This is a genomic window from Bradyrhizobium sp. Kon37, assembly GCF_055807535.1.
In genome coordinates this window covers 24847-45781 of the sequence record NZ_JBVVOY010000036.1, presented here as the reverse complement: position 1 = coordinate 45781, position 20935 = coordinate 24847, and the positions used below count along the sequence as shown (strand labels likewise).

Annotated in this window: 20 protein-coding genes; 12 read left to right on the top strand and 8 right to left on the bottom strand. The window is 64.6% G+C overall.

The window, feature by feature from the left end:
* Positions 1-207: 207 nt before the first annotated feature.
* Positions 208-921, bottom strand: coding sequence for a DUF599 domain-containing protein (locus AC0L3J_RS34840; protein ID WP_027567364.1), 714 nt, complete (start codon positions 919-921; stop codon positions 208-210).
* 118 nt (positions 922-1039) lie between these two features.
* Between AC0L3J_RS34840 and AC0L3J_RS34835 the strand changes: the two genes are divergently transcribed.
* The 4 genes from AC0L3J_RS34835 (at position 1040) to AC0L3J_RS34820 (ending at position 3842) form a co-directional block, all read left to right on the top strand.
* Positions 1040-1702, top strand: a complete 663-nt coding sequence (locus tag AC0L3J_RS34835; protein ID WP_473350086.1) for a glutathione S-transferase family protein — start codon at positions 1040-1042, stop codon at positions 1700-1702.
* Positions 1703-2030: 328 nt separating this feature from the next.
* Positions 2031-2234, top strand: coding sequence for a hypothetical protein (locus tag AC0L3J_RS34830; protein WP_007611353.1), 204 nt, complete (start codon positions 2031-2033; stop codon positions 2232-2234).
* A 159-nt stretch (positions 2235-2393) separates the two neighbouring features.
* A complete protein-coding gene (locus tag AC0L3J_RS34825) occupies positions 2394-3359 on the top strand; it encodes a hypothetical protein (protein ID WP_473350085.1) in 966 nt (321 codons plus the stop codon).
* A 42-nt stretch (positions 3360-3401) separates the two neighbouring features.
* Positions 3402-3842, top strand: a complete 441-nt coding sequence (locus AC0L3J_RS34820; RefSeq protein WP_473350084.1) for a DUF1489 family protein — start codon at positions 3402-3404, stop codon at positions 3840-3842.
* A gap of 18 nt (positions 3843-3860) precedes the next feature.
* On the opposite strand, the gene AC0L3J_RS34815 is transcribed toward AC0L3J_RS34820, so the two are convergent.
* Both AC0L3J_RS34815 and panC read right to left on the bottom strand, forming a co-directional pair.
* Positions 3861-4637, bottom strand: coding sequence for a hypothetical protein (locus AC0L3J_RS34815; RefSeq protein WP_473350083.1), 777 nt, complete (start codon positions 4635-4637; stop codon positions 3861-3863).
* Between the two features lie 51 nt (positions 4638-4688).
* Positions 4689-5540 carry a pantoate--beta-alanine ligase gene (gene panC / locus AC0L3J_RS34810; protein WP_473350082.1) on the bottom strand — a complete coding sequence of 284 codons (852 nt, stop codon included), beginning with the start codon at positions 5538-5540 and terminating at the stop codon, positions 4689-4691.
* Positions 5541-5822: 282 nt separating this feature from the next.
* Here panC and AC0L3J_RS34805 point away from each other — a divergent pair, with 282 nt between their 5' ends.
* From AC0L3J_RS34805 to AC0L3J_RS34790, 4 genes are all read left to right on the top strand, one after another.
* Positions 5823-6746, top strand: coding sequence for a division plane positioning ATPase MipZ (locus tag AC0L3J_RS34805; RefSeq protein ID WP_027567358.1), 924 nt, complete (start codon positions 5823-5825; stop codon positions 6744-6746).
* Positions 6747-7090: 344 nt separating this feature from the next.
* On the top strand, positions 7091-7951 hold the full coding sequence (locus AC0L3J_RS34800) for an alpha/beta fold hydrolase (RefSeq protein WP_247462698.1): 861 nt from the start codon (positions 7091-7093) through the stop codon (positions 7949-7951).
* Positions 7952-8072: 121 nt separating this feature from the next.
* The gene (locus AC0L3J_RS34795) at positions 8073-8822 is read left to right on the top strand and encodes a vWA domain-containing protein (RefSeq protein WP_473350081.1); all 750 of its coding nucleotides are present in this window, start codon (positions 8073-8075) and stop codon (positions 8820-8822) included.
* Between the two features lie 68 nt (positions 8823-8890).
* Entirely contained in the window at positions 8891-9616 is a 726-nt protein-coding gene (locus tag AC0L3J_RS34790) for a DnaJ domain-containing protein (protein WP_473350080.1), read from the top strand.
* A gap of 225 nt (positions 9617-9841) precedes the next feature.
* On the opposite strand, the gene AC0L3J_RS34785 is transcribed toward AC0L3J_RS34790, so the two are convergent.
* A complete protein-coding gene (locus tag AC0L3J_RS34785) occupies positions 9842-11686 on the bottom strand; it encodes a serine hydrolase (RefSeq protein ID WP_473350079.1) in 1845 nt (614 codons plus the stop codon).
* A gap of 387 nt (positions 11687-12073) precedes the next feature.
* On the opposite strand from AC0L3J_RS34785, the gene AC0L3J_RS34780 reads away from it, so the two are divergent.
* Positions 12074-12412, top strand: a complete 339-nt coding sequence (locus AC0L3J_RS34780; RefSeq protein WP_219684910.1) for a phasin family protein — start codon at positions 12074-12076, stop codon at positions 12410-12412.
* A gap of 75 nt (positions 12413-12487) precedes the next feature.
* On the opposite strand, the gene AC0L3J_RS34775 is transcribed toward AC0L3J_RS34780, so the two are convergent.
* Positions 12488-13786 (bottom strand): vWA domain-containing protein, encoded by a 1299-nt coding sequence (locus tag AC0L3J_RS34775; RefSeq protein WP_473350078.1) that lies wholly within the window; start codon positions 13784-13786, stop codon positions 12488-12490.
* 487 nt (positions 13787-14273) lie between these two features.
* On the opposite strand from AC0L3J_RS34775, the gene clpS reads away from it, so the two are divergent.
* The 3 genes from clpS (at position 14274) to AC0L3J_RS34760 (ending at position 17931) form a co-directional block, all read left to right on the top strand.
* The gene (gene clpS / locus AC0L3J_RS34770; protein WP_018455182.1) at positions 14274-14606 is read left to right on the top strand and encodes an ATP-dependent Clp protease adapter ClpS; all 333 of its coding nucleotides are present in this window, start codon (positions 14274-14276) and stop codon (positions 14604-14606) included.
* 292 nt (positions 14607-14898) lie between these two features.
* Positions 14899-17304, top strand: coding sequence for an ATP-dependent Clp protease ATP-binding subunit ClpA (gene clpA, locus AC0L3J_RS34765; protein ID WP_473350077.1), 2406 nt, complete (start codon positions 14899-14901; stop codon positions 17302-17304).
* An 81-nt stretch (positions 17305-17385) separates the two neighbouring features.
* A complete protein-coding gene (locus AC0L3J_RS34760; RefSeq protein ID WP_473350076.1) occupies positions 17386-17931 on the top strand; it encodes a cupin domain-containing protein in 546 nt (181 codons plus the stop codon).
* Positions 17932-17977: 46 nt separating this feature from the next.
* Here AC0L3J_RS34760 and AC0L3J_RS34755 read toward each other — a convergent pair whose 3' ends face one another.
* The 3 genes from AC0L3J_RS34755 to AC0L3J_RS34745 all read right to left on the bottom strand — a co-directional run bounded on the left by AC0L3J_RS34755 (position 17978) and on the right by AC0L3J_RS34745 (position 20820).
* Positions 17978-19399: an MFS transporter gene (locus AC0L3J_RS34755; RefSeq protein ID WP_473295001.1), complete on the bottom strand. Its 1422-nt coding sequence runs from the start codon at positions 19397-19399 to the stop codon at positions 17978-17980.
* 150 nt (positions 19400-19549) lie between these two features.
* Positions 19550-19711 (bottom strand): hypothetical protein, encoded by a 162-nt coding sequence (locus AC0L3J_RS34750; protein WP_456769562.1) that lies wholly within the window; start codon positions 19709-19711, stop codon positions 19550-19552.
* An 83-nt stretch (positions 19712-19794) separates the two neighbouring features.
* Positions 19795-20820 (bottom strand): aldo/keto reductase, encoded by a 1026-nt coding sequence (locus AC0L3J_RS34745; RefSeq protein ID WP_473350075.1) that lies wholly within the window; start codon positions 20818-20820, stop codon positions 19795-19797.
* Positions 20821-20935 lie beyond the last annotated feature (115 nt).

Sequence of the window (20935 nt, the reverse complement as noted above, 5' to 3'; positions counted from 1 at the left end):
GCGGTTTTCCTGCGTGTGCTTTTCGCGCAGCGGACCGCGGGTGCCAGCCGGCACCCGGCCTTCCCTGCGCCCTCTTGAATTTGAGGGTGAAACGACAAAGCAAAGCTCGGGCGAAATCAGCCGCGAGGACGCGAAGGCGTGTCTGCCATTCAAAATGCGAGATGAAAGAGCGATGCTGCTGCCCCTTGCTCCGTCATTGCGAGCGCGTCAACGACCGCGCCTCATCTCCTCGCCGTCCACCACCTCCGGGGCCATTGCCTCCCACGCGCTCGAGGCGAATTGCCGCCGCCAGGTCACGATCACCACGGCGGCCGTGGTCACGAACAACACCCAGGGGCTGACGAACCAGCCGAGATAGCCGAGTGCGAAGAAGAAGGCGCGCTGGCCGCGGTTGAAATGGCGGCCGGCGGATTCGAACAGGCGCGAGGTGCGGATCACATGAGCTTCGGCCTCCGGCGTGTCACGCTGCGAGGCCGCGGGCATGCCGCCGAACAGGATCGCGACATAGTTGAACAGGCGGTACGACCAGGCGAATTTGAAGAAGGCGTAGACGCAGATCAGGACGAGGCCGACGCATTTCAGCTCCCACATGGCCGGCGAGGTGCTGAGATCGATCGGCAGCTTGCTCAAGATCGTGATCGCATCGTTGGTCGCGTGCAGCAGCGCCAGCGCGCCGCCGAGCGCGATCAGGCTGGTGGAGGCGAAGAAGGCGGTGCCGTTCTGCAGCGAGGCCATGATCTGCATATCGACCATGCGCGCGTCGCGGTCGAGCAGCCGGCGCACCCACACTTCGCGGTAGCGGTTCATGCGCGCCGACAGGCTGTCGCGGCCATAGGCCGAATGCTCCAGCGTCAGCGCGTAGACCAGCCATTCGATGATGAAGAAGCCGACGGCGGTGATGTCGACCCAATGCCTGCTCATGTGTGTCTCCTGATCGCAACGCTTGCCACGCATGGCGAGGTGCAGCAACGATTGATTGGCGGCAGGCGATGGCGTTAAAAGCGGCTCGCTTCAAGGCGGATCGAGAAGGACTGATGACATGGCTGCGCTGAAACTCGCAATCGGCAACAAGAATTACTCGTCATGGTCGATGCGGCCGTGGCTCGCGCTCCGCGCGAACGACATCCCGTTCGTGGAGACCCTGATCCCGCTCTACACCGACAATCCCGCGGACAAGGAGCAGATCATCTCGTTCAGCCGCGCCGGTAAAGTGCCGGTGCTGGTCGACGGCGACATCACGGTATGGGATTCGCTCAGCATCATCGAATACCTTGCCGAGCGCTACCCGGAAGTGAAGCTGTGGCCGGACGACGCCGCCGCCCGCGCCCATGCCCGTTCGGTGTGCGCCGAGATGCATTCCGGCTTCATGGCCCTTCGCAACGAATGCGGCATGAATCTGCACCGCCCGGTGCGCCCCGTGACGCTGTCGGCGGACGCCGAGGCCAATATCGCGCGGGTGCAGGAGATCTGGCGCGAATGCCGGACCCGGTATGGCGCCAATGGACCGTTCCTGTTCGGGCGCTTCGGCGCGGCAGATGCGATGTATGCCCCGGTCGTGCACCGCTTCCGCACCTACGCGATCGAGGTCACGCCGGAGACCCGGGCCTACATGGACACGATGCTGGCGCTGCCGGCATTCCAGGAATGGACCCGGGACGCGCTCGCCGAAACGCTCGTCATCGACAAGTTCGAGAACGTGTAATCTGTGGTTGCGATCGGCCTGGCTTGACGCAGCAAGCCGGCCGCGCTCGATCGCCCGAGTGGTCGGCAAGGAGAGGGACCTCACGGCCCAGGAACCGCCCAAGGCGGTGGATCACGCCAGCCCGACAGCCGTTTGCCCCATACCGCCTGAAGGACCGGTTCCAGCGGTATCATCGGCTGGCGGCATCACTCTGAAATAACTGCAAAATTCGCACGTTTGCCATGTTGCATACTGCTGGCCAAAAACGCCCGCCGCATGCTATACCACGCCCGGGTTTCCGGCCGGCCGACGCAGTGGGACCATGGGCGTGGCAGGCGTTGTTTGAGTGATGGAGAGGGTGTTGAAGCACAAATTCCCTATTGGCGCGCGCGTATTGTTCACCGCCAGCAATGTCGCACGCCCCGCTGCCAGCGGCTCGTATGAGGTCATCCGCCTCCTGCCGACGGATGGTGACGACTGTCAGTACCGAATCAAGAGCTCGACCGAAGCCTTCGAACGCGTCGCCAAGGAAAGCCAGCTCGCGCTGTCCTGAAGGCCGACGCTACCCGCGCATTGGCGCGTTCCCGGGAATTTGTATTCTGCCGCCGTCAAAAGGCCCGCTTCACCTTCAAAAGGGGGGCCGGGGGCAGTTGCCGACTCTCGGTGCTCGCTTTGACCATTCGCTCTCTGCTCGCGTGAGGGGACGTCGCGCATGAACTGGCCATGGGCCTCGTCGCTCGACCAAATCTGGCGCTCGCCGGTCTTTCCAATGTGGATGATGCTGGCGGCTGCCGGCTTCTTCGGACTGATCCTCCTGGTCACGCTGCTGCGCGCCGAGCGATCAGTCGCCAACGGTGCGCTGGCCGTCGTTACGCTGCTCGCCATTGCCATCGCGCTGGCTGCCGTCGTGCGTGTCGATGGACCGGCGGGGCAGACCACGCCGACCGAGGCCCGCGCGCAGGCCGCGATGACCGCGAGCCTGCCGGCGTTGTCCTGTCTCGACGATCTCGCCGGCGATGCCGTGGCCATTGGCTGCGAGAAGGCGCTGTTCGGCGCGCCTGACGTGGCGGCTGCGGCCGTCTCCACGACCGCGGCCAGGATCGACCGGCTGACGGCGCTCGGCGATGCCGCGACCGCGGAGAGGAGCCTGACGCCCGACATCAAGGTGCTGCGCAAGTCGCTGGAGCGTGATCGCTACGGCCTGGTCGCGCATGTGCTGGTCGCGCGCGACGGCTGCACGCAGTTTGACTGCGCGGCCTTCCGCTCGCTGACCGATCAGCAGCAGGTCGCCGCCAACATGGATTCCCATCTCTACGACACGCTGGTCGCGCGCTACGCCCCGACCTGGAATGCGCCTGCAGCAGCGCAATCGTTGCCGGCCACTGCCGCGCTTGCCGGACTGCCGCCGTCGATGCCGACGGGCAAGCCGACCAATGCCGAGTTCCCGAGTGCCTCGTCGACGCCGCCGGTCAGCATCATGAATCCGGAGCCGCCGACGCGCCAGGCGTCGCCCACCGCGAACGCAGCGGCTCCGCGCCCCCCGGCAGCGGCCTCGGCACAGGCCGCAGCTCCCGCCGCGAAGAAGCCGCCTGCGCCGAAGGCTGCGCGGGCGCCGGCGGCAGCACCGGTTCCGCTCACGCCGCCGGCGGCAGCTCCCCCGGCTGCGGATAACGAGTAGATCGGCATTCCAAATGCGTGGCTGCCCGGCTAATGCTTGGGCATGCCACTACACCTGATCAAGCTCGCCGTCGGCTGCGAATCCATCAAGGAATTGAAGGAGTGGACCGCCGAACGGATGCAGGCCGCCAAGAAGAAGGGTCTGCCGCAACATCACATCCATATCACCCGCATGGTGCCCAAGCGCGACGCCGAGATCCTGTCGGGCGGGTCGCTCTATTGGGTGATCAAGGGCGAGGTCGCCGCGCGCGAAAAGATCATCGGCATCGAGCCGTTCCGCGACAAGGACGGCATCGGACGCTGCCGGATCGTGATGCAGCCGAAGGTGATCGCGGTGTCGCCGCGGCCGATGCGCCCGTTCCAGGGCTGGCGCTATCTCGCCGACGATTCGGTGCCGCCCGATCTCGGCAAGTCCGCCGCCGGCTCGATCGCTGCGATGCCGGAGCCGATGCGGCGCGAGCTGCGCGATCTCGGGCTGTTGTAGTCCGCTACTCCCAAGGCGTCACTGCGAAGGCGTCACGATGTGCAGCCGCGCCCAGTCGGACGGCGGTATGACGACGGGGCGCCCGCCTTCGCCGATGCCATCCACGATGTCGACGAGATCGGGCGCAATGCCCATCTCGTTCAGATATTTCCGGTGTTGCTCGCCAAAATACTCCGTGAGGCTCTCGCGCTGCTCAGCCGGGATATTGGGCGCGAGCCGGTTACGGACGGAGCGGCTGCCCAGCACAACCTTGGTGCCCGGCGGCAGGCTGCGATGCACGCCGCCCGCCAGCGCGAGCACGCAGGCAAAATCGCAAATCAGATTCGACACTGACAATCTTGCATCGAGCGGTCCGCCCGGACGCTTCAGCGTAAAGCATTCGGCGTCCGGCTTCCCGGCGCAGGCTGTGACCTCGGTCGTCCCGGCCGTGGCGTCGAGGCCGCGGTCGCGCAGGATGCGGCCGAGGCTGCTTGCGACCTTGAGATTGGATACGCCCCAGCTATGGATCACGACAGGCAGCTTGCGCCCGGCCTGACGGTCGAGGATCGCGATCAGCCGCTTGTAGCTGTCCCACTGCACAGCCCCTTCCGCGGCAATCCAATCCGAACACCCCGACCCGCAGGCATCGGCCGGGCCATGGGCGACGTAGAAGATCATGGCGTCGGGCGGCGAGCCGAAGGCGCCGATCGGCGGACGCTGTTGTGCCTGTACGGCGCCTGCGGCAACCAGCGCCAGCACGCAGCTCACGATCCTCGCGCTGATGGACGACATGCCCCGCCAGTCGGCTCGCTTCATCGCGCCGATCATCCATCCGGGCGAGCAAAGGTGCAAGATCAACCTTGGCGGTTACACCGCGATATTGTCGATCAGCCGGGTCGTGCCGAGCTTGGCTGCGACCAGGATGCGCAACGGTCCGTCCTTATGCGAGCTGACCTGTGCTAGGGTCGCTGCATGGCGCACCTCGAAATAGTCGAGCTCAAAGCCGGCCGCCGTGATCATCGCGGCACCGCGCGCCATTGCGGCCGCGACCGCTTCGCCGGCGCGGATGCGCCCGGCGCTCTCCTTCATGGCGCGGTACAGCGTGGTTGCGGTCTGCCGCTCCTGTGGTGACAAATAGACGTTGCGCGAGGACATCGCGAGCCCGTCGCGCTCGCGCACGGTGCGGGAACCGATCACCTTGACGCCGAGGTCGAGGTCGCGGGCCATCTGCGCCACCACCCGCAACTGCTGAAAATCCTTCTCGCCGAAGATCGCGACATCAGGCCGGCACTGCGTGAACAGCTTGCCGACGACGGTGGCGACGCCGCCGAAGAAATGCGGGCGGAAGCGGTCCTCGAGGCCGGCCAGCGCCGGTCCCTCCGGTACGATGCGGGTGGCAAAGCCCTCCGGATACATGGCCTCGGCGCCGGGATGCCAGACGATATCGACGTCCTCGGCGGCGAGCTTGGCGAGATCGGCCTTCCAGGTTCGCGGATAGGCGCCAAAATCCTCGGTCGGAGCGAACTGGGTCGGGTTGACGAAGATCGACACCACGACGCGGCTCGCGCGCCGCCTGGCCAGGCGCACCAGCGACACATGGCCGTCATGGAGCGCTCCCATGGTCGGGACCAGCGCGATCGTGGCCTTTCGCTTGCGAAGATTGTCGACGGCGCGTCGCAAGGTGGGGACCGTGCGGGCGATCAAGGGGCTGCGTGACATCAGAACTCGACGGGGTTGGGAATCGGCGGGCACGTCCCGGCGCCCGGCAGGCTAACCTTAACAAGCGGCGCCCATGGACGCCACGCATCCGGATGCGGCACAGCATCCCGCGCAAAGCCGCGCAAGAGGTCGCGACATTGTGGGCTGGATCACAGACGCGAAGCGGTGCGGTGATTCATGGTGAAGGACGGCGCGCCGCGATTTGTATTGCCTGTCACGCATTTCACTTGACCGCAGACGCGGCCAACTCGAAGATATTCGTTAGGGGTGTTGAGGATCGCGATGCTTGTGCAAGCTAGCCAAGGCCAGTCCGGCTCGGCGCATGTTGTCGTGCTCGGCAACGAGAAGGGCGGCTCCGGCAAGTCGACGACCGCCCTGCACATCGCAGTCGCGCTTCTGAAAGCCGGCCAGCGCGTCGCCACCATCGACCTCGACTGCCGTCAGCAGAGCTTTACTCACTACATCAACAACCGTTCCGCCTGGGCGCGCCGCACCAAGCTCGACCTCGAACTGCCGCTGCATCGCTGCATCAAGCTCGGCGAGACCATGCAGGTTGCCGAGAACGAGAATTCGGAGTTCCTTCAGTTCATGGAAGCGGTCTCGGCGGTCGAGAGCAGCTTCGACTTCATCGTCATCGATACGCCCGGCACCGACAGCTATCTGATGCGGCTTGCGCACTCGATGGCCGACACGCTGGTGACCCCAATCAACGACAGCTTCCTCGATTTCGATGTGCTCGGCACCGTCGATCCCGCCAATTACGCGGTGACGGGCGAGAGCCACTACGCCGAAATGGTGCGGGATGTCAGGCGCAAACGCCGCCAGCTCGACGGCGCGACCACCGACTGGATCGTCGTGCGCAACCGCCTGTCGATGCTCGGCTCCCGCAACAAGCAGCTGGTTGCCGAGGGGTTGAAGGATTTGTCGATGCGGCTCGGCTTCCGCTATGTCGACGGCTTCGCCGAACGCGTCGTCTATCGGGAGTTCTTCCCGCGCGGGCTGACCGCGCTGGACGAGATCGACGAGGCCACCCTCGGCATGCGGCCGAATCTCGGCCATCTCACCGCGCGGGAGGAGGTGACGAGCCTGCTCCGCCAGCTCAAGCTTCCGCTCGACGAGCGCGGACGCCGCCGCGCGGCCAACCGCGCCGAGTGGTTCAACCAGGTCGACAAGCCGCTCGAGGTCCACGACATCCTCGGCGCCTGAGGCGGCGGTATATCGCTACTTCCAGTCGATCAAAGCGGTCGGTTCCCGTGGGAACCGAGCCTGCGCTCAACCGTTTTCACCCCGCGTTTACTGCAAAATTGAACCCGATCGAGACAGGTTGCGTCGGAAGGTGACGTGCACCCCGACGTAGCCGTATGAGAGCGAGGTGCCCAACAAACGTGTGCGCCGCACAATGAAAGGGCTGCCAGTTCACAATATTTAGCCTTCCTGTCACGCGGCTGTGACATATATTAGGGAATAGGCGACCAGGGGCCGAAGAGCTCCGGAAGAACACGATTTTCAACAGGGATTCAGGCCGCAAGAGCCTGAGGCTGAGGACGAAAATGAAGCGTGGAATTGCCGTTCTGGTTTCGGTCAGTGCCCTCTGTGGCGTCGCCTATTTCACGGCGAGCAAGTGGGCAATCAGGCACGAGACCATCACCTTCTACGATGCCTCGCGCGACAACCGTGCGGTGCCCGTCGATATCGCGATCCGTCGTGACAAGGAAATGCAGGCCAATGCCGGCATGATCACGATGCCGGTCGCCGTGATCAACCACGGCAACACCGTCAAGAACACCGAGTACGGCTTCCTCGCCAACATTTTCGCTGCGCGCGGCTACCTCGTCGTCAGCCCGCAGCATGATTTGCCGACCGATCCTCCGATGGTGACCAAGCCCGGCGAGATCTATGTCGGCCGGCTGCCGCAGATCCTGCGCGGCGTGGCCAACATCCATCTCGCCATGCAGGAGATGAGGAAGGTTCAGCCCAACGCCGACTACGACAAGGTGACGATGGTCGGCCACTCCATGGGCGGCGATATCACAATGTATTTCGCCAAACAGTATCCGGATGAGGTCAAGAAGGTCGTCACGCTCGACAATCTTCGCGTGCCCTTCGTCACCGCCGGCAAGTTCAAGATCCTGTCGTTCCGCTCGACCGATCCGCAGTTCAAGGCCGATGCGGGCGTGATCCCGACCGACGAGGAATGCGAGAAGGCCGGCATTCAGGTCGTGAAGACCGAATTCCAGCACAACGACATGCGTGACACCGGTCCGGACGCTGCCAAGAACTCGATCCAGGGCATGCTCGACAAGTTCCTGAGCGCGACCGACAGCGAAGTGGCGCCGGTCGACACGCAATCGTCCCCGCCCAAGATTCTCGAGCCCGGGCCGGTCGCCTTGATGGCGCCTGCCAAGAGCTGACGCCGTCCTCGTCGTCGATACCGATTTTCAAAGCCTCCGCCGGTTGCCGCCTGCGGGGGCTTTGCACATTGACCGGGCGGCATGCGCTGACCACATTAGCCGTTCACGCTAAGGTCAAGGAATGTCGGGCGAACCCATCAAACCGCGCGGCCGCGATGCCGTCTCGACGCAACCAGGCGGCGCTGTGCCGCAGGCGGGGACCTCGACCTCGGAGGACATCGCAGCCTTCCTCGCCAACGCGCGCGCGCTGTCACCGCATGTGCCCGGTGCGAAAGGGCGGCTGATCTTCGCGCTGGATGCGACGATGAGCCGGCAGCCGACCTGGGACATGGCCTGTGCGCTTCAGGCAGACATGTTCCGTGAGACCGCCGCGCTCGGCAGTCTCGACATCCGGCTTGTCTACTATCGCGGCTTCAACGAGTGCCGCGCCACGGGATGGATCTCCGACAGCGCCAGGCTTGCGACGCTGATGGGCAAGATCGATTGCCGTGGCGGCGACACCCAGATCGGCAAGGTCCTGAGCGAGGCGCGGCGCGAGGCGGTCGCATCCGGCGTGCGCGCCGTCGTCTTCGTCGGCGACGCCATGGAGGAGAACGTCGACGAACTCTGCGCCAAAGCCGGCGAGCTCGGCATGCTCAAGGTGCCTGTGTTCGTATTTCAGGAAGGCCATGACGCGGTGGCCGAGCAGGCCTTTCGCGAGATCGCGCGCCTGACCGGCGGCGCCTGGTGCCGGTTCGATCCGGGCGCGGCGGCACAGTTGCGCGAGTTGTTGCGCGCAGCCGCCGCCTACGCGGCCGGCGGACGCGAGGCGCTGTTGCAATTGGCGAAGACCGCCAGTGGGGCGGCCAGGCTGATCGGCCAGATGAAGTAGCGCTGCAGCGGTCTGCGGGGGGACAAGGACTCGATGCTTTTTGGCGATAGGCCGCCTATATTCCGACCATGACCCTGATTGCCGGTGCTATCGCTGTTATCACCCTTTATCTGCTGCTCCAGATGTTCCGTTCGGCCAATCCGGCCGTGCTTGCACGCGCGATCAGGTTCGGTGGCGGCGTGGTCGCGCTGGCTGTCGCAGCGTTCACGGGATTGAAGGGCGAACTGGTGGTGGCGATCCCGCTCGGGATATTCGGCGCCGGGCTCCTGGGCTGGACACCGATGGCAAACGCCGGCTTCGGCAATATCGGCGGGCTGTTCGGCGCCGGCGCGACGCGCCCGACCGGTCAGGCCTCGCGCGTGCGCTCGCAATTCCTGGATATGCGGCTCGATCACGATTCCGGCCAGCTCGGAGGCCGGATCGTCGCCGGGCCTCACGCCGGGCGCGATCTCGATGAGTTCGATCTCGCGGCCCTGCTGGCAATGGTCCCGGCGTTCGACGCCGAGAGCGTGGCCCTACTTGAAAGCTATCTGGACCGCCGGTTTCCCGCTTGGCGTCAGAACGCGCAGGGCGACGCGGCAGGGGGGCAGCGCCGCACGGTGGCGACCGGCAAAATGACGACGGAGGAGGCCTATCAGATCCTTGGCCTGCAGCCGGGGGCGGGGCGTGACGACATCAGCCGGGCTCACAAGTCCCTGATGAAGAAACTGCATCCCGACCAGGGGGGCTCGACGTATCTCGCTGCCCGGGTAAACGAGGCCAAGGATACTCTGCTTCGCACGCATAACGGCTAACTCCGGCACCACGCTACAAACGCTCGTCCCGTGTGAGCCCCGCTTGCTCTGTTTGCCGTCGCCCCGATGCCCGCCATTGTCGGCGTGGTCGATCCCTTGCGTAAAGTTTTAACCGTAAATCCTTGACGAGAGGTTGTCGTGGAACAGCCTCGTCGGTCACCGCGTCCCGAAAATGAAAATGCCCGCGCAAGGCGCGGGCATTTTGATTGGAACGGCGCGAAAAGATCAGTTGCGGACGGTCATGCAGGAGATATCGGCACGCTTCAGGGTGCGGCAGACGGCTTCCGCCTGGTCGCGGTCGAGGCCGGCGAAGCGGGCGCGGTAGAGCTTGCGATTGTCTTTCGCGACGACCGGCTCGGTGAACGGATCGGCCTTGCTGAGCAGGCCGCGAGCCGAGCTGCGCGCCGCGTCGATGCGCTGCTGGGCTTCGTTCTCGCTCTCGAGCGCGCCGACCTGGACGATCCAGCCGCTGTGGGTGACGACCGGCTTCGTGGTGGCGCTCATCTGGACCGGCTGCAGCGCCGGGTCGGCTGACGCAAGCTTCGTAGCAGCCGGGGCGGGTGCGGCGGCGGTGGCGGCCGGCAATACGCCGAGGATGCCATTGCCGGTGCCGAAGCCCGCCGGCTGACGCGGCAGCTCGGTACGGGCGATCTCGGCCTTCGGCGCCTCCGGTTGGCTGGCGACCTCGGGCTTGTTGATGAGGTCTGCCCGGGCCACGAAGGCGCCGGAGGTTTCGGCGACGTCGGAGCGGGACGCGATCGTGCTCGTGACCTGCGGTGCGATCTGAGCCGGGGCGGCGGAGGCGACCTTCACGGCGCCGGCCTTGACCTGCACGGTCTTGACCCGGACCGGCTTCATCGGCTCGGACGAGCCGGGGATGATCGAGAGGGGCTGGCTCGAGATCACGCCATTGGTGAGCGGCGCAGGCTCGATCTTGGATTCAATCGACCGAACTTCAGGCTTGTTGGCTTCAGATCTGGGCTGAGCCGGCGGCACCGCGGCAGTCGCAGCCGCAAGCGTCGACAGGCGCGAGGCGAGACGCGACGGGGCTGCTTCGGGAGCAGGGGCAGCCTGAACCTGCGGAGCGGAGCGGGCCGGGGTGTCCGACGCATCAGCGACTTCGGCAGCGGCGTCGGAGCCGTTGCGCTCGGTGACCGCGGCGACGGTGTGGGTGGTCGCGGCCTTGTCGAGGTTCTCCGCGAGCAGGTTGCGCATGATGGCGTCGCGCGAGCCGCCGCTACGGCCGCCCAGCACCACGCCGATCAGGTGGCGGTTGCCGCGGCGCATCGAGGTCACGAGATTGAAGCCGGAGGCGCGGGTGTAGCCGGTCTTGATGCCGTCCACGCCCTCGACATTCCCGAGCAGATGATTGTGGTTCCGGATCGACTGTCCGCGCCAGTTGAACGTCGAGGTCGCGAAATAGCGATAATAGCGCGGGAAGCGCTCCTGGATGGCGCGGCCGAGCGTGGCCTGGTCGCGCGCGGTCGTGACCTGCTCGTCGTTGGGAAGACCGTTGGCGTTGCGGTAAACCGTCCTGGACATGCCGAGCGAACGCGCCTTGCGCGTCATCATCTGGGCGAAGTCGTCCTCGTCGCCGCCAATCGCTTCCGCGATCACAACGGCTGCGTCGTTGGCGGAGCGGGTGACGAGACCCTTGATTGCGTCCTCGACGCGAATGGTCTGGCCGGCACGCAGGTTCAACTTGGTCGGATCCTGATCGGCGGCGTGCTGCGACACCGGCATCTCGGTGTCGAGCTTCATCTTGCCGGACTCGAGGCGCTCGAACAGCAGATAGAGCGTCATGATCTTGGTCAGCGAGGCCGGATGGCGAATCCCGTCGGGACTCGTGGCCTGAAGCACGGAGCCGGAATTGCCGTCGACGATGATCGACGCGAATTTCGGGCTGGAACTCTCGGACACATCGCGCTGCACGCGGTGGTGCACGTACTGACGCCGGTGGCGCCGCGCCTCGGCAGCATCTGTGGTGAAGATGACTGCACTGGTGACCGCAAGAAGCCCAAAGACGCCAACCCGCGCAAAGCGCGAGGAAGACAAGTTTTTACGAAGCATGAAACCCCGTCCCCGTTTCTGACTTGATCACCGGCTCGTGAGGCGAAATTGTGCCCAAGGGACCCGGGATCATTACCTGCTCAGGCTGTCCTCCGCAGGTGTTGGCCGCGGGGGACGTTTGGCCTGAGCCGCTGTTCTGGCTAAGGTGATGTTCTCCAACGGCTTTCGGCCGCTTGTGGAAGCTGAACACGTCCAGGGAATCAAAGTAGGGGGCCGCGGTTTCCAAAAGCTTAAGGAACCATTGCGGGAAACCCCGGGAATTTTGACGATTTTGCATGCAATTTTGTGCGACGCACAAAATTCTTGACTTTTTTGTGCGTTGCACTAATTGTGAGCAGAGTCAGGGAGCCGGGGCTTCCCGACGAGAGCTAGGGAAAAGGATTCCGAATGTTCAAGGTTGAAGACTTTCAAGGCTACGGGAAAGAGCACTTCGAGCAGTACGTCGCCTCCGCGACCTCGATGCAGCACGGCCTTCAGGCGATCGCCAGCGCCTATGGCGACTACACCAAGAAGTCGTTCGAAGACACCAAGTCCTTCGTCGAGAAGCTTTCCGGCGTGAAGTCGCTGGACAAGGCCGTCGAAGCGCAGACCGAATTCGCCCGTTCCGCCTACGAGTCCTTCGTCGCGGAATCGCAGAAGATCGCCGGCCTTTACGGCGACCTCGCCAAGCAGGCGTTCAAGCCGGTCGAGACCATCGTGTCGAAGTTCACTCCGGCCGCCAGCTAACGTTTCCTGACGCCCTGGAATCAAAAGCCCGGCTGAAGCAGCCGGGCTTTTTTTGTTTGTCGTGGCGTGTCGATCTCAGCGCGCTACGCGCAGCTTGGACAACGACGTGCCGATGTCCTTGAACACCGTGACGGTCTGATCTGCCTTCGTCACCAGGTAGAACTTGTCGGTGCCGCTCGCGCAATATTGCAGCACGCTGGACGTCGGATCGCTGCCGGTGTTCACCTGCACCGTATAGATCGTGATGTTCGCCGCCTTGGCGTTGTCGCACAGCTTCTTCTGCCGCGCGTCGATTTGCCAGGCGTTGCTGTACCAGCGGTTCTGCGTGTTGAGACCGTCGGAGAGCAGCACGATCGCATCCTTGTAGGTGTAGTTGGGGTCCTTGGCCGGCGCGTTCATGGGATCGCCAGCCGACAGCGTCATCCAGCCCCAGGCGAGGCCAATGCCCTGGTTGGTGTTGCCGGTGGGCTTCATGGCGTCGATCCGGCTCTTGAGCAAGCTCCAGTCGTAGCTCAGCGGCATGATTGGCTGCAGATAGGACGAACTGCCGGGGTCGCAGTAGGAGTACTGTTCGGCCGGGAACTGCGTTCCCGCGTTGCCGCTCGTGGGCGTCGTGTTCTTCGTGTCGTAGTCCTGGTCGCGGTCGACCACGCATCCCGTCCATGTGTTGTGGTTGGCGAACCTGGTGCCGCGGGCCGCGTCCCACTCGCTGAAATCGACCCAGTACTTGCTGTAGTTGCTGGCGCCGACGTTGACATCCTTGGCAAACGGAACAATCGAGATGTAGACGTCGCCATCGGTCTTGGCGAGTGGGCTGAGCTGGTCGACCAGGCTCTTCGCGGCGGTCTGCATCGCCGCCATCTTGCCGTCGTCGGCCATCGACCCCGTGTTGTCGAGCACTAAGGCCACGCGCATGCGCACCAGGCCCCAGGCGCTGGTGGAATTTGCGCCGACGTCGAGTGTCGGGAAGCCTGCGACCTTCATGAAGGTGGTCGTGTAGGTGCCGGTGCCGGTGACCTGGATGGTGGACCCCATGCTGGTGCTTGCGGTGTAAGTGGCCGCGATGCTGACCGACGGCAGGGCGTTGGTGGCGGTGAACAGGGCGTTGAAATAAGCCTGCGCCTTGATGCTGATCTGCGACGTCGTAATGGTGCCGGACGATAGATCCTTGGAGACCATCAGCGAGGTCGAATCGAGGGCCGCCTGCATTGCGGAACGAGCCTGGGCTGCGCGGCTGTAATCGATTGCAGCTCCGACGAAGCCTAGAACCGGGAGCAGCGCGATGGCGAAGATCACGGCGATATTGCCTTGTTCGGCCGCAGCAAACCGGGCGAGGTGTCGACCAATACAGCTGGCGAATGGCAGGCGAGACATGACGATTCCCGGAAATCTGTGACTTTGCCCGTTTTCGCGCCACGCCGTTGAACGCAGGGTAAATTGGTCCGTAGAAAACCGGAGATAGCCCGCGCGAAACCGCCGCAGCCGCGTTACCGGCCGGGTTCCTGGTCAACATCTTCTAAACGGGCGGGGCGGAAGCTTTTGTCAAATCAGTCCGGATTGATTAACCTTGGCAAGGATCGCCCGGACCGGGAATCGGGACCGCCATGGCCGCCTCGGCCGAGCTGTCGCACGCTTGCGGCGAGCCGGGGGCAGGCCCATATTCGGTGAGGCCGATCCGGCTTGGACCGGACCGGCCGGAAGCGGCGATCCAACAAGGCGGTGCGCCTTTGCGAAGCTCCGAAGGCCGGGGCCGCGCGGCGAACTGCCATACGCTTCCGTGGGGAATTTGAACGCCTGAGCCATGCCGCAACTGTCTTCCAGACCAGATCCGTCCGCGGCCGCCGCCGCCCACGCTGCCCTGATGAGCAACGACGAGAACCGTTCCGGCGGTCCCTCCGCGCCAAACACGTCCGTCATCACCAAGGTCAAGCCGAAGACCAAACGGCCGAACCTGTACCGTGTGCTGATCCTGAACGACGACTATACGCCGATGGAATTCGTCGTTCATGTGCTGGAGAAATTCTTCCAGAAGGACGCCGAGGCTGCAACCAAGATCATGCTGCACGTTCATCATCACGGGATCGGGGAATGCGGCGTGTTCACCTACGAGATCGCCGAGACCAAGGTGACGCAGGTGATGGATTTCGCTCGCAAGCACCAGCATCCGCTGCAATGCGTGATGGAAAAGAAGTAAGACACGACACGTTACGGCGCGTTCGAAGCCGGCTTGTGCATGCCGCAGTGTGATTGCCGCGTGATGTCTGCGCGCGATGTTCGTTGCAGACGGCAAAACTACGGAATTTCGGACCGGTGCCGATCGTACCCAAACCGGAACGGGTTTTGCATCGAAAAATACCGCAGCTGTGCAGCCGCCTGAGTCGCGGAACCGGTCTTTCGCCGCGATCTTGTATAACTATATGTGACAAAGGTTGTTGTTGCCTGACCGGGCGATGGCGATCATGATGGTGGGGCCATAGAGGACGCGAATGCCGACTTTTTCCCAAAGCCTTGAACAATCCCTGCATCGTGCACTGGCGATCGCAAACGAGCGTCATCACCAATACGCGACGCTTGAGCATCTTTTGCTCTCCCTGATCGACGACTCCGATGCAGCCGCTGTCATGCGCGCCTGTAGCGTCGACCTCGACAAGCTCCGTACGAGCCTCGTCAATTATCTTGAGACCGAATTCGAGAACCTGGTGACGGACGGCGCCGACGACGCCAAGCCGACCGCAGGTTTCCAGCGCGTGATCCAGCGCGCGGTGATCCACGTGCAGTCGTCCGGTCGCGAAGAGGTGACCGGCGCCAACGTGCTGATCGCGATCTTTGCCGAGCGCGAGAGCCATGCCGCGTATTTCCTGCAGGAGCAGGACATGACGCGCTACGACGCCGTCAACTACATCAGCCACGGCATCGCCAAGCGGCCGGGCGTCTCCGAGGCGCGGCCGGTGCGCGGCGTCGACGAGGAGACCGAGACCAAGGGCAGCGAGGACACCAAGAAGAAGGGCGAGGCGCTCGAGACCTATTGCGTCAACCTCAACAAGAAGGCGCGCGACGGCAAGATCGATCCGGTGATCGGACGCAATTCCGAGATCAACCGCGCGATCCAGGTGCTGTGCCGCCGGCAGAAGAACAATCCGCTGTTCGTGGGCGAGGCCGGCGTCGGCAAGACCGCGATCGCGGAGGGCCTGGCCAAGCGCATCGTCGACAGCGAGGTGCCGGAGGTGCTGGCGGCTGCGACCGTGTTCTCGCTCGACATGGGCACGCTGCTCGCCGGTACGCGCTATCGCGGCGACTTCGAGGAACGCCTGAAGCAGGTGCTGAAAGAGCTCGAGGCGCATCCCAACGCCATCCTGTTCATCGACGAGATCCACACCGTGATCGGTGCGGGCGCGACCTCGGGCGGGGCGATGGATGCCTCGAACCTGCTCAAGCCCGCGCTCGCTTCCGGCACCATCCGCTGCATGGGCTCGACCACCTACAAGGAATACCGGCAGCACTTCGAGAAGGACCGCGCGCTGGTGCGGCGCTTCCAGAAGATCGACGTCAACGAGCCGACGGTCGAGGACGCGATCGCGATCCTCAAGGGCCTCAAGCCGTACTTCGAAGACTACCACCGGCTGAAATACACCAATGAGGCGATCGAGGCTGCGGTGCAGCTCTCTTCGCGCTACATCCATGACCGCAAGCTGCCGGACAAGGCGATCGACGTGATCGACGAATCCGGCGCGGCGCAGATGCTGGTCGCCGAGAACAAGCGCAAGAAGACCATCGGCATCAAGGAGATCGAGACCACGATCGCCTCGATGGCGCGGATCCCGCCGAAGAGCGTGTCGAAAGACGATGCCGAGGTGCTCAAGCATCTCGAGCAGACCCTGAAGCGCACCGTGTTCGGTCAGGACAAGGCGATCGAATCGCTCGCCGCTTCGATCAAGCTGGCGCGAGCCGGCCTGCGCGAGCCGGAGAAGCCGATCGGCTGCTATCTGTTCTCGGGTCCGACCGGCGTCGGCAAGACCGAGGTCGCGAAACAGCTCGCGGCGTCGCTCGGTGTCGAGCTGTTGCGCTTCGACATGTCCGAATACATGGAGCGGCACACCGTGTCGCGCCTGATCGGCGCGCCTCCCGGCTATGTCGGCTTCGATCAGGGCGGCTTGCTCACCGACGGCGTTGACCAGCATCCGCATTGCGTGGTGCTGCTGGACGAGATCGAGAAGGCGCATCCCGATCTGTACAACGTGCTGCTCCAGATCATGGATCACGGCCGGCTCACCGACCACAACGGCAAGCAGGTCAACTTCCGCAACGTGATCCTGATCATGACCACGAATGCGGGCGCGTCCGATCTCGCCAAGCAGGCGTTCGGCTTCACGCGCTCGAAGCGGGAAGGCGACGACCACGAGGCGATCAACCGGCAGTTCGCGCCGGAATTCCGCAACCGTCTCGATGCCGTCGTGTCGTTCGGCCATCTCAGCGTCGAGGTGATCGGTACGGTGGTCGAGAAGTTCGTGCTTCAGCTCGAAGCGCAACTCGGCGATCGCGATGTCACCATCGAACTGTCCGACCCCGCCAAGACCTGGCTGGTGAAGCATGGTTACGACGAGCAGATGGGCGCACGTCCGATGGCTCGCGTGATCCAGGAGCACATCAAGAAGCCGCTGGCCGACGAGGTGCTGTTCGGCAAGCTCAAGGGCGGCGGTCATGTCCGCGTCGTTCTGGTCAAGGACGAGGCCGACGAGACCAAGGACAAGATCGGCTTCGAGTTCGTCGAGGGTCCGGTCACGCCGAAGCAGGAGAAGCTCCCCGGAGCCCGCAAGCGCCCGCCGGGCAAGTCCAAACCCGGTGGCCCCGGCGGCTCGAAGGGGCCGACCAAGAGCCCGCTGGTCAAGGCTTGATCCGCACGCGATGAATTGAAAAGGCCGGCTGAAAAGCCGGCCTTTCTTATTGGCAGCCAAATATAAGCAAGAAGATCCGACATGACCAACATGCCTTCTGCAAACTCATCGTCAGCTTCCTCGATCCCCGCCGACGATCCCGCACGCGCCTTGACGGTCGCCGATCCCGACGGCGCTGACGTGCCGCATATCTCTGTGGCCGGCGGCACCTACACGGTCCTGGTGTCAGGCGCGCAGACCGCAGGACGCTATTGCCTAGTCGACATGCTGGTGCCTGCCGGCGGCGGGCCCCCGCCGCACCGCCACGATTTCGAGGAAATGTTCACGCTGCTCGAAGGCGAACTTGAATTCACCTTTCGCGGTAAGTCCCACACGGTAAGTGCGGGGGCGACCGTCAACGTTCCGGCCAACGCGCCGCACGCGTTCAAGAACGTGTCCGGCAAAACGGCCCGTATGCTCTGCATGTGCACGCCAGCGGGACAGGACGAATTCTTCCTGGCGGTTGGCTTTCCCGTTGAAGGCCGCACATCGCCACCGCCGAAGCCGACCCCGGAAGAGATGGCTGAGAAAGGCAAGCTGATCGCAGCACTGCTGCCGAAATATCGCACCGAGATGGTGAAGATGTGAGGCGCGGCGAACGCAGCAGAAATCGGCCTCCCCAAATGGTCGCGCGCTATTCGCCGCGCAGGCGCTGGTCGTCCTGCACGCGAACATGCTCGGCGCCGCGCGCACCCGCGGGCGACAGCCGCAACATGCTCAGCGCCGCGCCGCAGAGCGCAAAGCCGACGCCGGTCAGCAACGCGATTCTGGTTCCCTCGATCGGATAGCGGCCGAGGAACAGCGCGACCAGCGCTGCGCCGGTGGTCTGCCCAAGCAGCCGCGCCGTCCCCAGCATGCCGCTGGCGCCGCCGGCACGCTCGCGCGGGGCGGCTGCGATCATGGTGCGGTTGTTGGGGGTCTGGAACAGGCCGAAGCCGGCGCCGGCCAGCGCCATTCGCCAGATCACGTCGAGTGGCGTCGGCGCCGCCGGCAGCAAGGCGAGCGCAGCGAGGCCGCAGGCAAACAGCGTGAGCCCGATGCCGCCGAGCAGGCCGGCCGGATAATGCTCGACCAGGCGGCCGGCGAGGGGGGCTGCGAACGCCACCGCGATCGGCCACGGCGTGATCAAGAGGCCCATATGCACCGCCGAATAGCCGAAGCGGCTCTGGAGGTAGAAGGGGATCGCGACGAAGGCCAGCATCTGCCCGCAGAACGAGGCGATCGAGGTCGCAATCGACAGCGCGAACACCGGGATGCGCAACAGGTCGATCGGCAGCAGCGGCGAGGCCATGTGGGTCTCGCGGTAGATCAGCAGTGCGCCGGCGACGAGCGCGACGGCGAACTGCACGAGGCAGGTGATCGCGGCTTCGCCATGACCGACGCTATCGACGGCCGCGATGCCGACGCCGAAAGTGATCGCGGACAGCCCCGCGCTCTGCCAGTCGAAGGAATGGCTCGCAGGCCTGGTGTGCGGCAGGCTGCGCAGGCCCAGCACCAGTGTCACCACGCCGAGCGGAACGTTGATGGCGAACAGCCAGGGCCAGCTGCCGAACGCGAGGATGCCGGCGGCCAACGTCGGACCGACCGCGGCCGAGAAGGCGACGACGAGGGCATTGAGCCCGATGCCGCGGCCGAGCTGGCTGCGGGGGTAAGTGAAACGCACCAGCGCTGCGTTGACGCTCATGATGCCGGCCGCGCCGAACCCCTGCACGATGCGTGCAATCGTGAGCAGCGGCAGCGTGTGCGCCAGCGCGCAGAATGCGGAGGCAAGCGTGAACAGCACCAGCCCGACCAGATAGACGCGGCGATAACCGACGATCTCGCCGAGCGAAGCCAGCGGCAGCAGCGAGATCGTGATCGCGAGCTGGTAGCCATTGACGATCCAGATCGAGAACGCCGGGCTCGCGTCGAGGTCGGCCGCGATCGTCGGGAGCGCGACGTTGGCGATGGCGCTGTCGACCACTGCCATGATGATGCCGAGCGCAATGGTCAGGACCGCCTGGCCCCGCTGCGGCTGCGGCAGGCCGTCGGCGTGCTCCATAAGGGCTGGCGACATGATGGCGGCGTGCTTGATTCGAGCCGTGGTTCGTCTCCGGATTAGGAAATTGCGAGATGCATCGCAACCCGGCAGGATACGGACGGTTCCTGCGCCGGGCGCGGGGTCTCCCGGCACCGCGGGCATGGGTCGGGACGGCCTTCGCGGGGCTCACCAGCGCGAGGTCGACTTCCCAAACACATAGAGCGCGACGAGCCCAATCGTCACCGCGGTCGAGACGATCAGGATGGTGCGGTCCCAATCGATTCCGCTCCGCTCGGCGCGGTTGAGATTGAGAGCGGTGAACAGGGCCTTCATCGCAAATCGGCGCATCGGGAGCCTCGCGGGAGCGCACGATGCCACTGTCGGTGCGGGCCGGCTTGATGCAGCTCAAGCCGGACTGCGCCGCGCGGTCGCTACACCGGCGGCGGATTGCGATCGGTGAAGGCTGTGCGCTGGTGCCAGTAGGGATAGGGCAGCGTCACCTTGCTCGCCGCATCGAGCTTTGCGATCTGGTCCTTAGTCAATGACCATCCGACCGCGCCGAGATTTTCGCGCAGCTGCGTCTCGTTGCGCGCGCCGATGATCAGCGTCGAGACGGTCGGACGCTGCAGCAGCCAGTTCAGCGCGATCTGCGAGACGCTCTTGCCCGTTTCCTTGGCGACCTCGTCGATTGCCTCGACGACGCGATAGACGTGCTCGTCCGGCACGGGCGGGCCGAACTCGGCCGTCTTGGGCAGGCGGCTGACGTCAGGCTTTGGCTGGCCGCGGCGGATCTTTCCGGTGAGGCGCCCCCATCCGAGCGGCGACCAGACCACTGCGCCGAGCCCCTGGTCGAGGCCGAGCGGCATCAGCTCCCATTCGTAGTCGCGCCCGATCAGTGAATAATAGGTCTGGTTGGCGACGTAGCGCGGGAAGCCGTGCTTGTCGGCAACGCCAAGCGATTTCATCAGGTGCCAGCCCGAAAAATTCGACACGCCGACGTAGCGGATCTTGCCGGCGCGCACGAGCACGTCGAGGGTCGCCAGCACCTCTTCAGGCGGGGTGAAGGCGTCGAAGCCGTGAAGCTGGAATAGGTCGACGTAATCGGTGCCGAGCCGGCTCAGCGAAGCATCGATGGCTGTGAGCAGATGCTGTCGCGACGACCCGATGTCGTTGGGGCCGTCGCCGAAGCGGAACGTCGCCTTGGTCGAGACCAAAACCTTGTCGCGGCGGCCCTTGATGGCCTCGCCGAGAACGCGCTCGGACTCGCCGAGCGAATAGACGTTCGCGGTGTCGAACATCGACACGCCGGCATCGAGGCAGATATCCAGAAGGCGCCGCGCTTCGGTCGCATCAGTGGTGCCCCACGCAGCGAGGCGGCCAACGCCGCCGAAGGTGCCGGTCCCAAGGCTCAAGGCGGGCACCATGAGGCCCGAGCGGCCCAAGCGTCGGTATTCCATCGATATGCTCCTCGGCTGGCCGCTGATCGATCCCCGCGACCTCTGTCCCGGATGGTAATGCAAGCACGCGCAGTGTCCTACGCCGCGCTCACATAGCGGCCTTGCTTGGAAACGG

Coding starts and splice junctions, on each gene's coding strand:
- AC0L3J_RS34840 (WP_027567364.1), bottom strand. CDS start 921: ATGAGCAGGCATTGGGTCGACATCACCGCCGTCGGCTTCTTCATCATC.
- AC0L3J_RS34835 (WP_473350086.1), top strand. CDS start 1,040: ATGGCTGCGCTGAAACTCGCAATCGGCAACAAGAATTACTCGTCATGG.
- AC0L3J_RS34830 (WP_007611353.1), top strand. CDS start 2,031: ATGGAGAGGGTGTTGAAGCACAAATTCCCTATTGGCGCGCGCGTATTG.
- AC0L3J_RS34825 (WP_473350085.1), top strand. CDS start 2,394: ATGAACTGGCCATGGGCCTCGTCGCTCGACCAAATCTGGCGCTCGCCG.
- AC0L3J_RS34820 (WP_473350084.1), top strand. CDS start 3,402: ATGCCACTACACCTGATCAAGCTCGCCGTCGGCTGCGAATCCATCAAG.
- AC0L3J_RS34815 (WP_473350083.1), bottom strand. CDS start 4,637: ATGAAGCGAGCCGACTGGCGGGGCATGTCGTCCATCAGCGCGAGGATC.
- panC (WP_473350082.1), bottom strand. CDS start 5,540: ATGTCACGCAGCCCCTTGATCGCCCGCACGGTCCCCACCTTGCGACGC.
- AC0L3J_RS34805 (WP_027567358.1), top strand. CDS start 5,823: ATGCTTGTGCAAGCTAGCCAAGGCCAGTCCGGCTCGGCGCATGTTGTC.
- AC0L3J_RS34800 (WP_247462698.1), top strand. CDS start 7,091: ATGAAGCGTGGAATTGCCGTTCTGGTTTCGGTCAGTGCCCTCTGTGGC.
- AC0L3J_RS34795 (WP_473350081.1), top strand. CDS start 8,073: ATGTCGGGCGAACCCATCAAACCGCGCGGCCGCGATGCCGTCTCGACG.
- AC0L3J_RS34790 (WP_473350080.1), top strand. CDS start 8,891: ATGACCCTGATTGCCGGTGCTATCGCTGTTATCACCCTTTATCTGCTG.
- AC0L3J_RS34785 (WP_473350079.1), bottom strand. CDS start 11,686: ATGCTTCGTAAAAACTTGTCTTCCTCGCGCTTTGCGCGGGTTGGCGTC.
- AC0L3J_RS34780 (WP_219684910.1), top strand. CDS start 12,074: ATGTTCAAGGTTGAAGACTTTCAAGGCTACGGGAAAGAGCACTTCGAG.
- AC0L3J_RS34775 (WP_473350078.1), bottom strand. CDS start 13,786: ATGTCTCGCCTGCCATTCGCCAGCTGTATTGGTCGACACCTCGCCCGG.
- clpS (WP_018455182.1), top strand. CDS start 14,274: ATGAGCAACGACGAGAACCGTTCCGGCGGTCCCTCCGCGCCAAACACG.
- clpA (WP_473350077.1), top strand. CDS start 14,899: ATGCCGACTTTTTCCCAAAGCCTTGAACAATCCCTGCATCGTGCACTG.
- AC0L3J_RS34760 (WP_473350076.1), top strand. CDS start 17,386: ATGACCAACATGCCTTCTGCAAACTCATCGTCAGCTTCCTCGATCCCC.
- AC0L3J_RS34755 (WP_473295001.1), bottom strand. CDS start 19,399: ATGTCGCCAGCCCTTATGGAGCACGCCGACGGCCTGCCGCAGCCGCAG.
- AC0L3J_RS34750 (WP_456769562.1), bottom strand. CDS start 19,711: ATGCGCCGATTTGCGATGAAGGCCCTGTTCACCGCTCTCAATCTCAAC.
- AC0L3J_RS34745 (WP_473350075.1), bottom strand. CDS start 20,820: ATGGAATACCGACGCTTGGGCCGCTCGGGCCTCATGGTGCCCGCCTTG.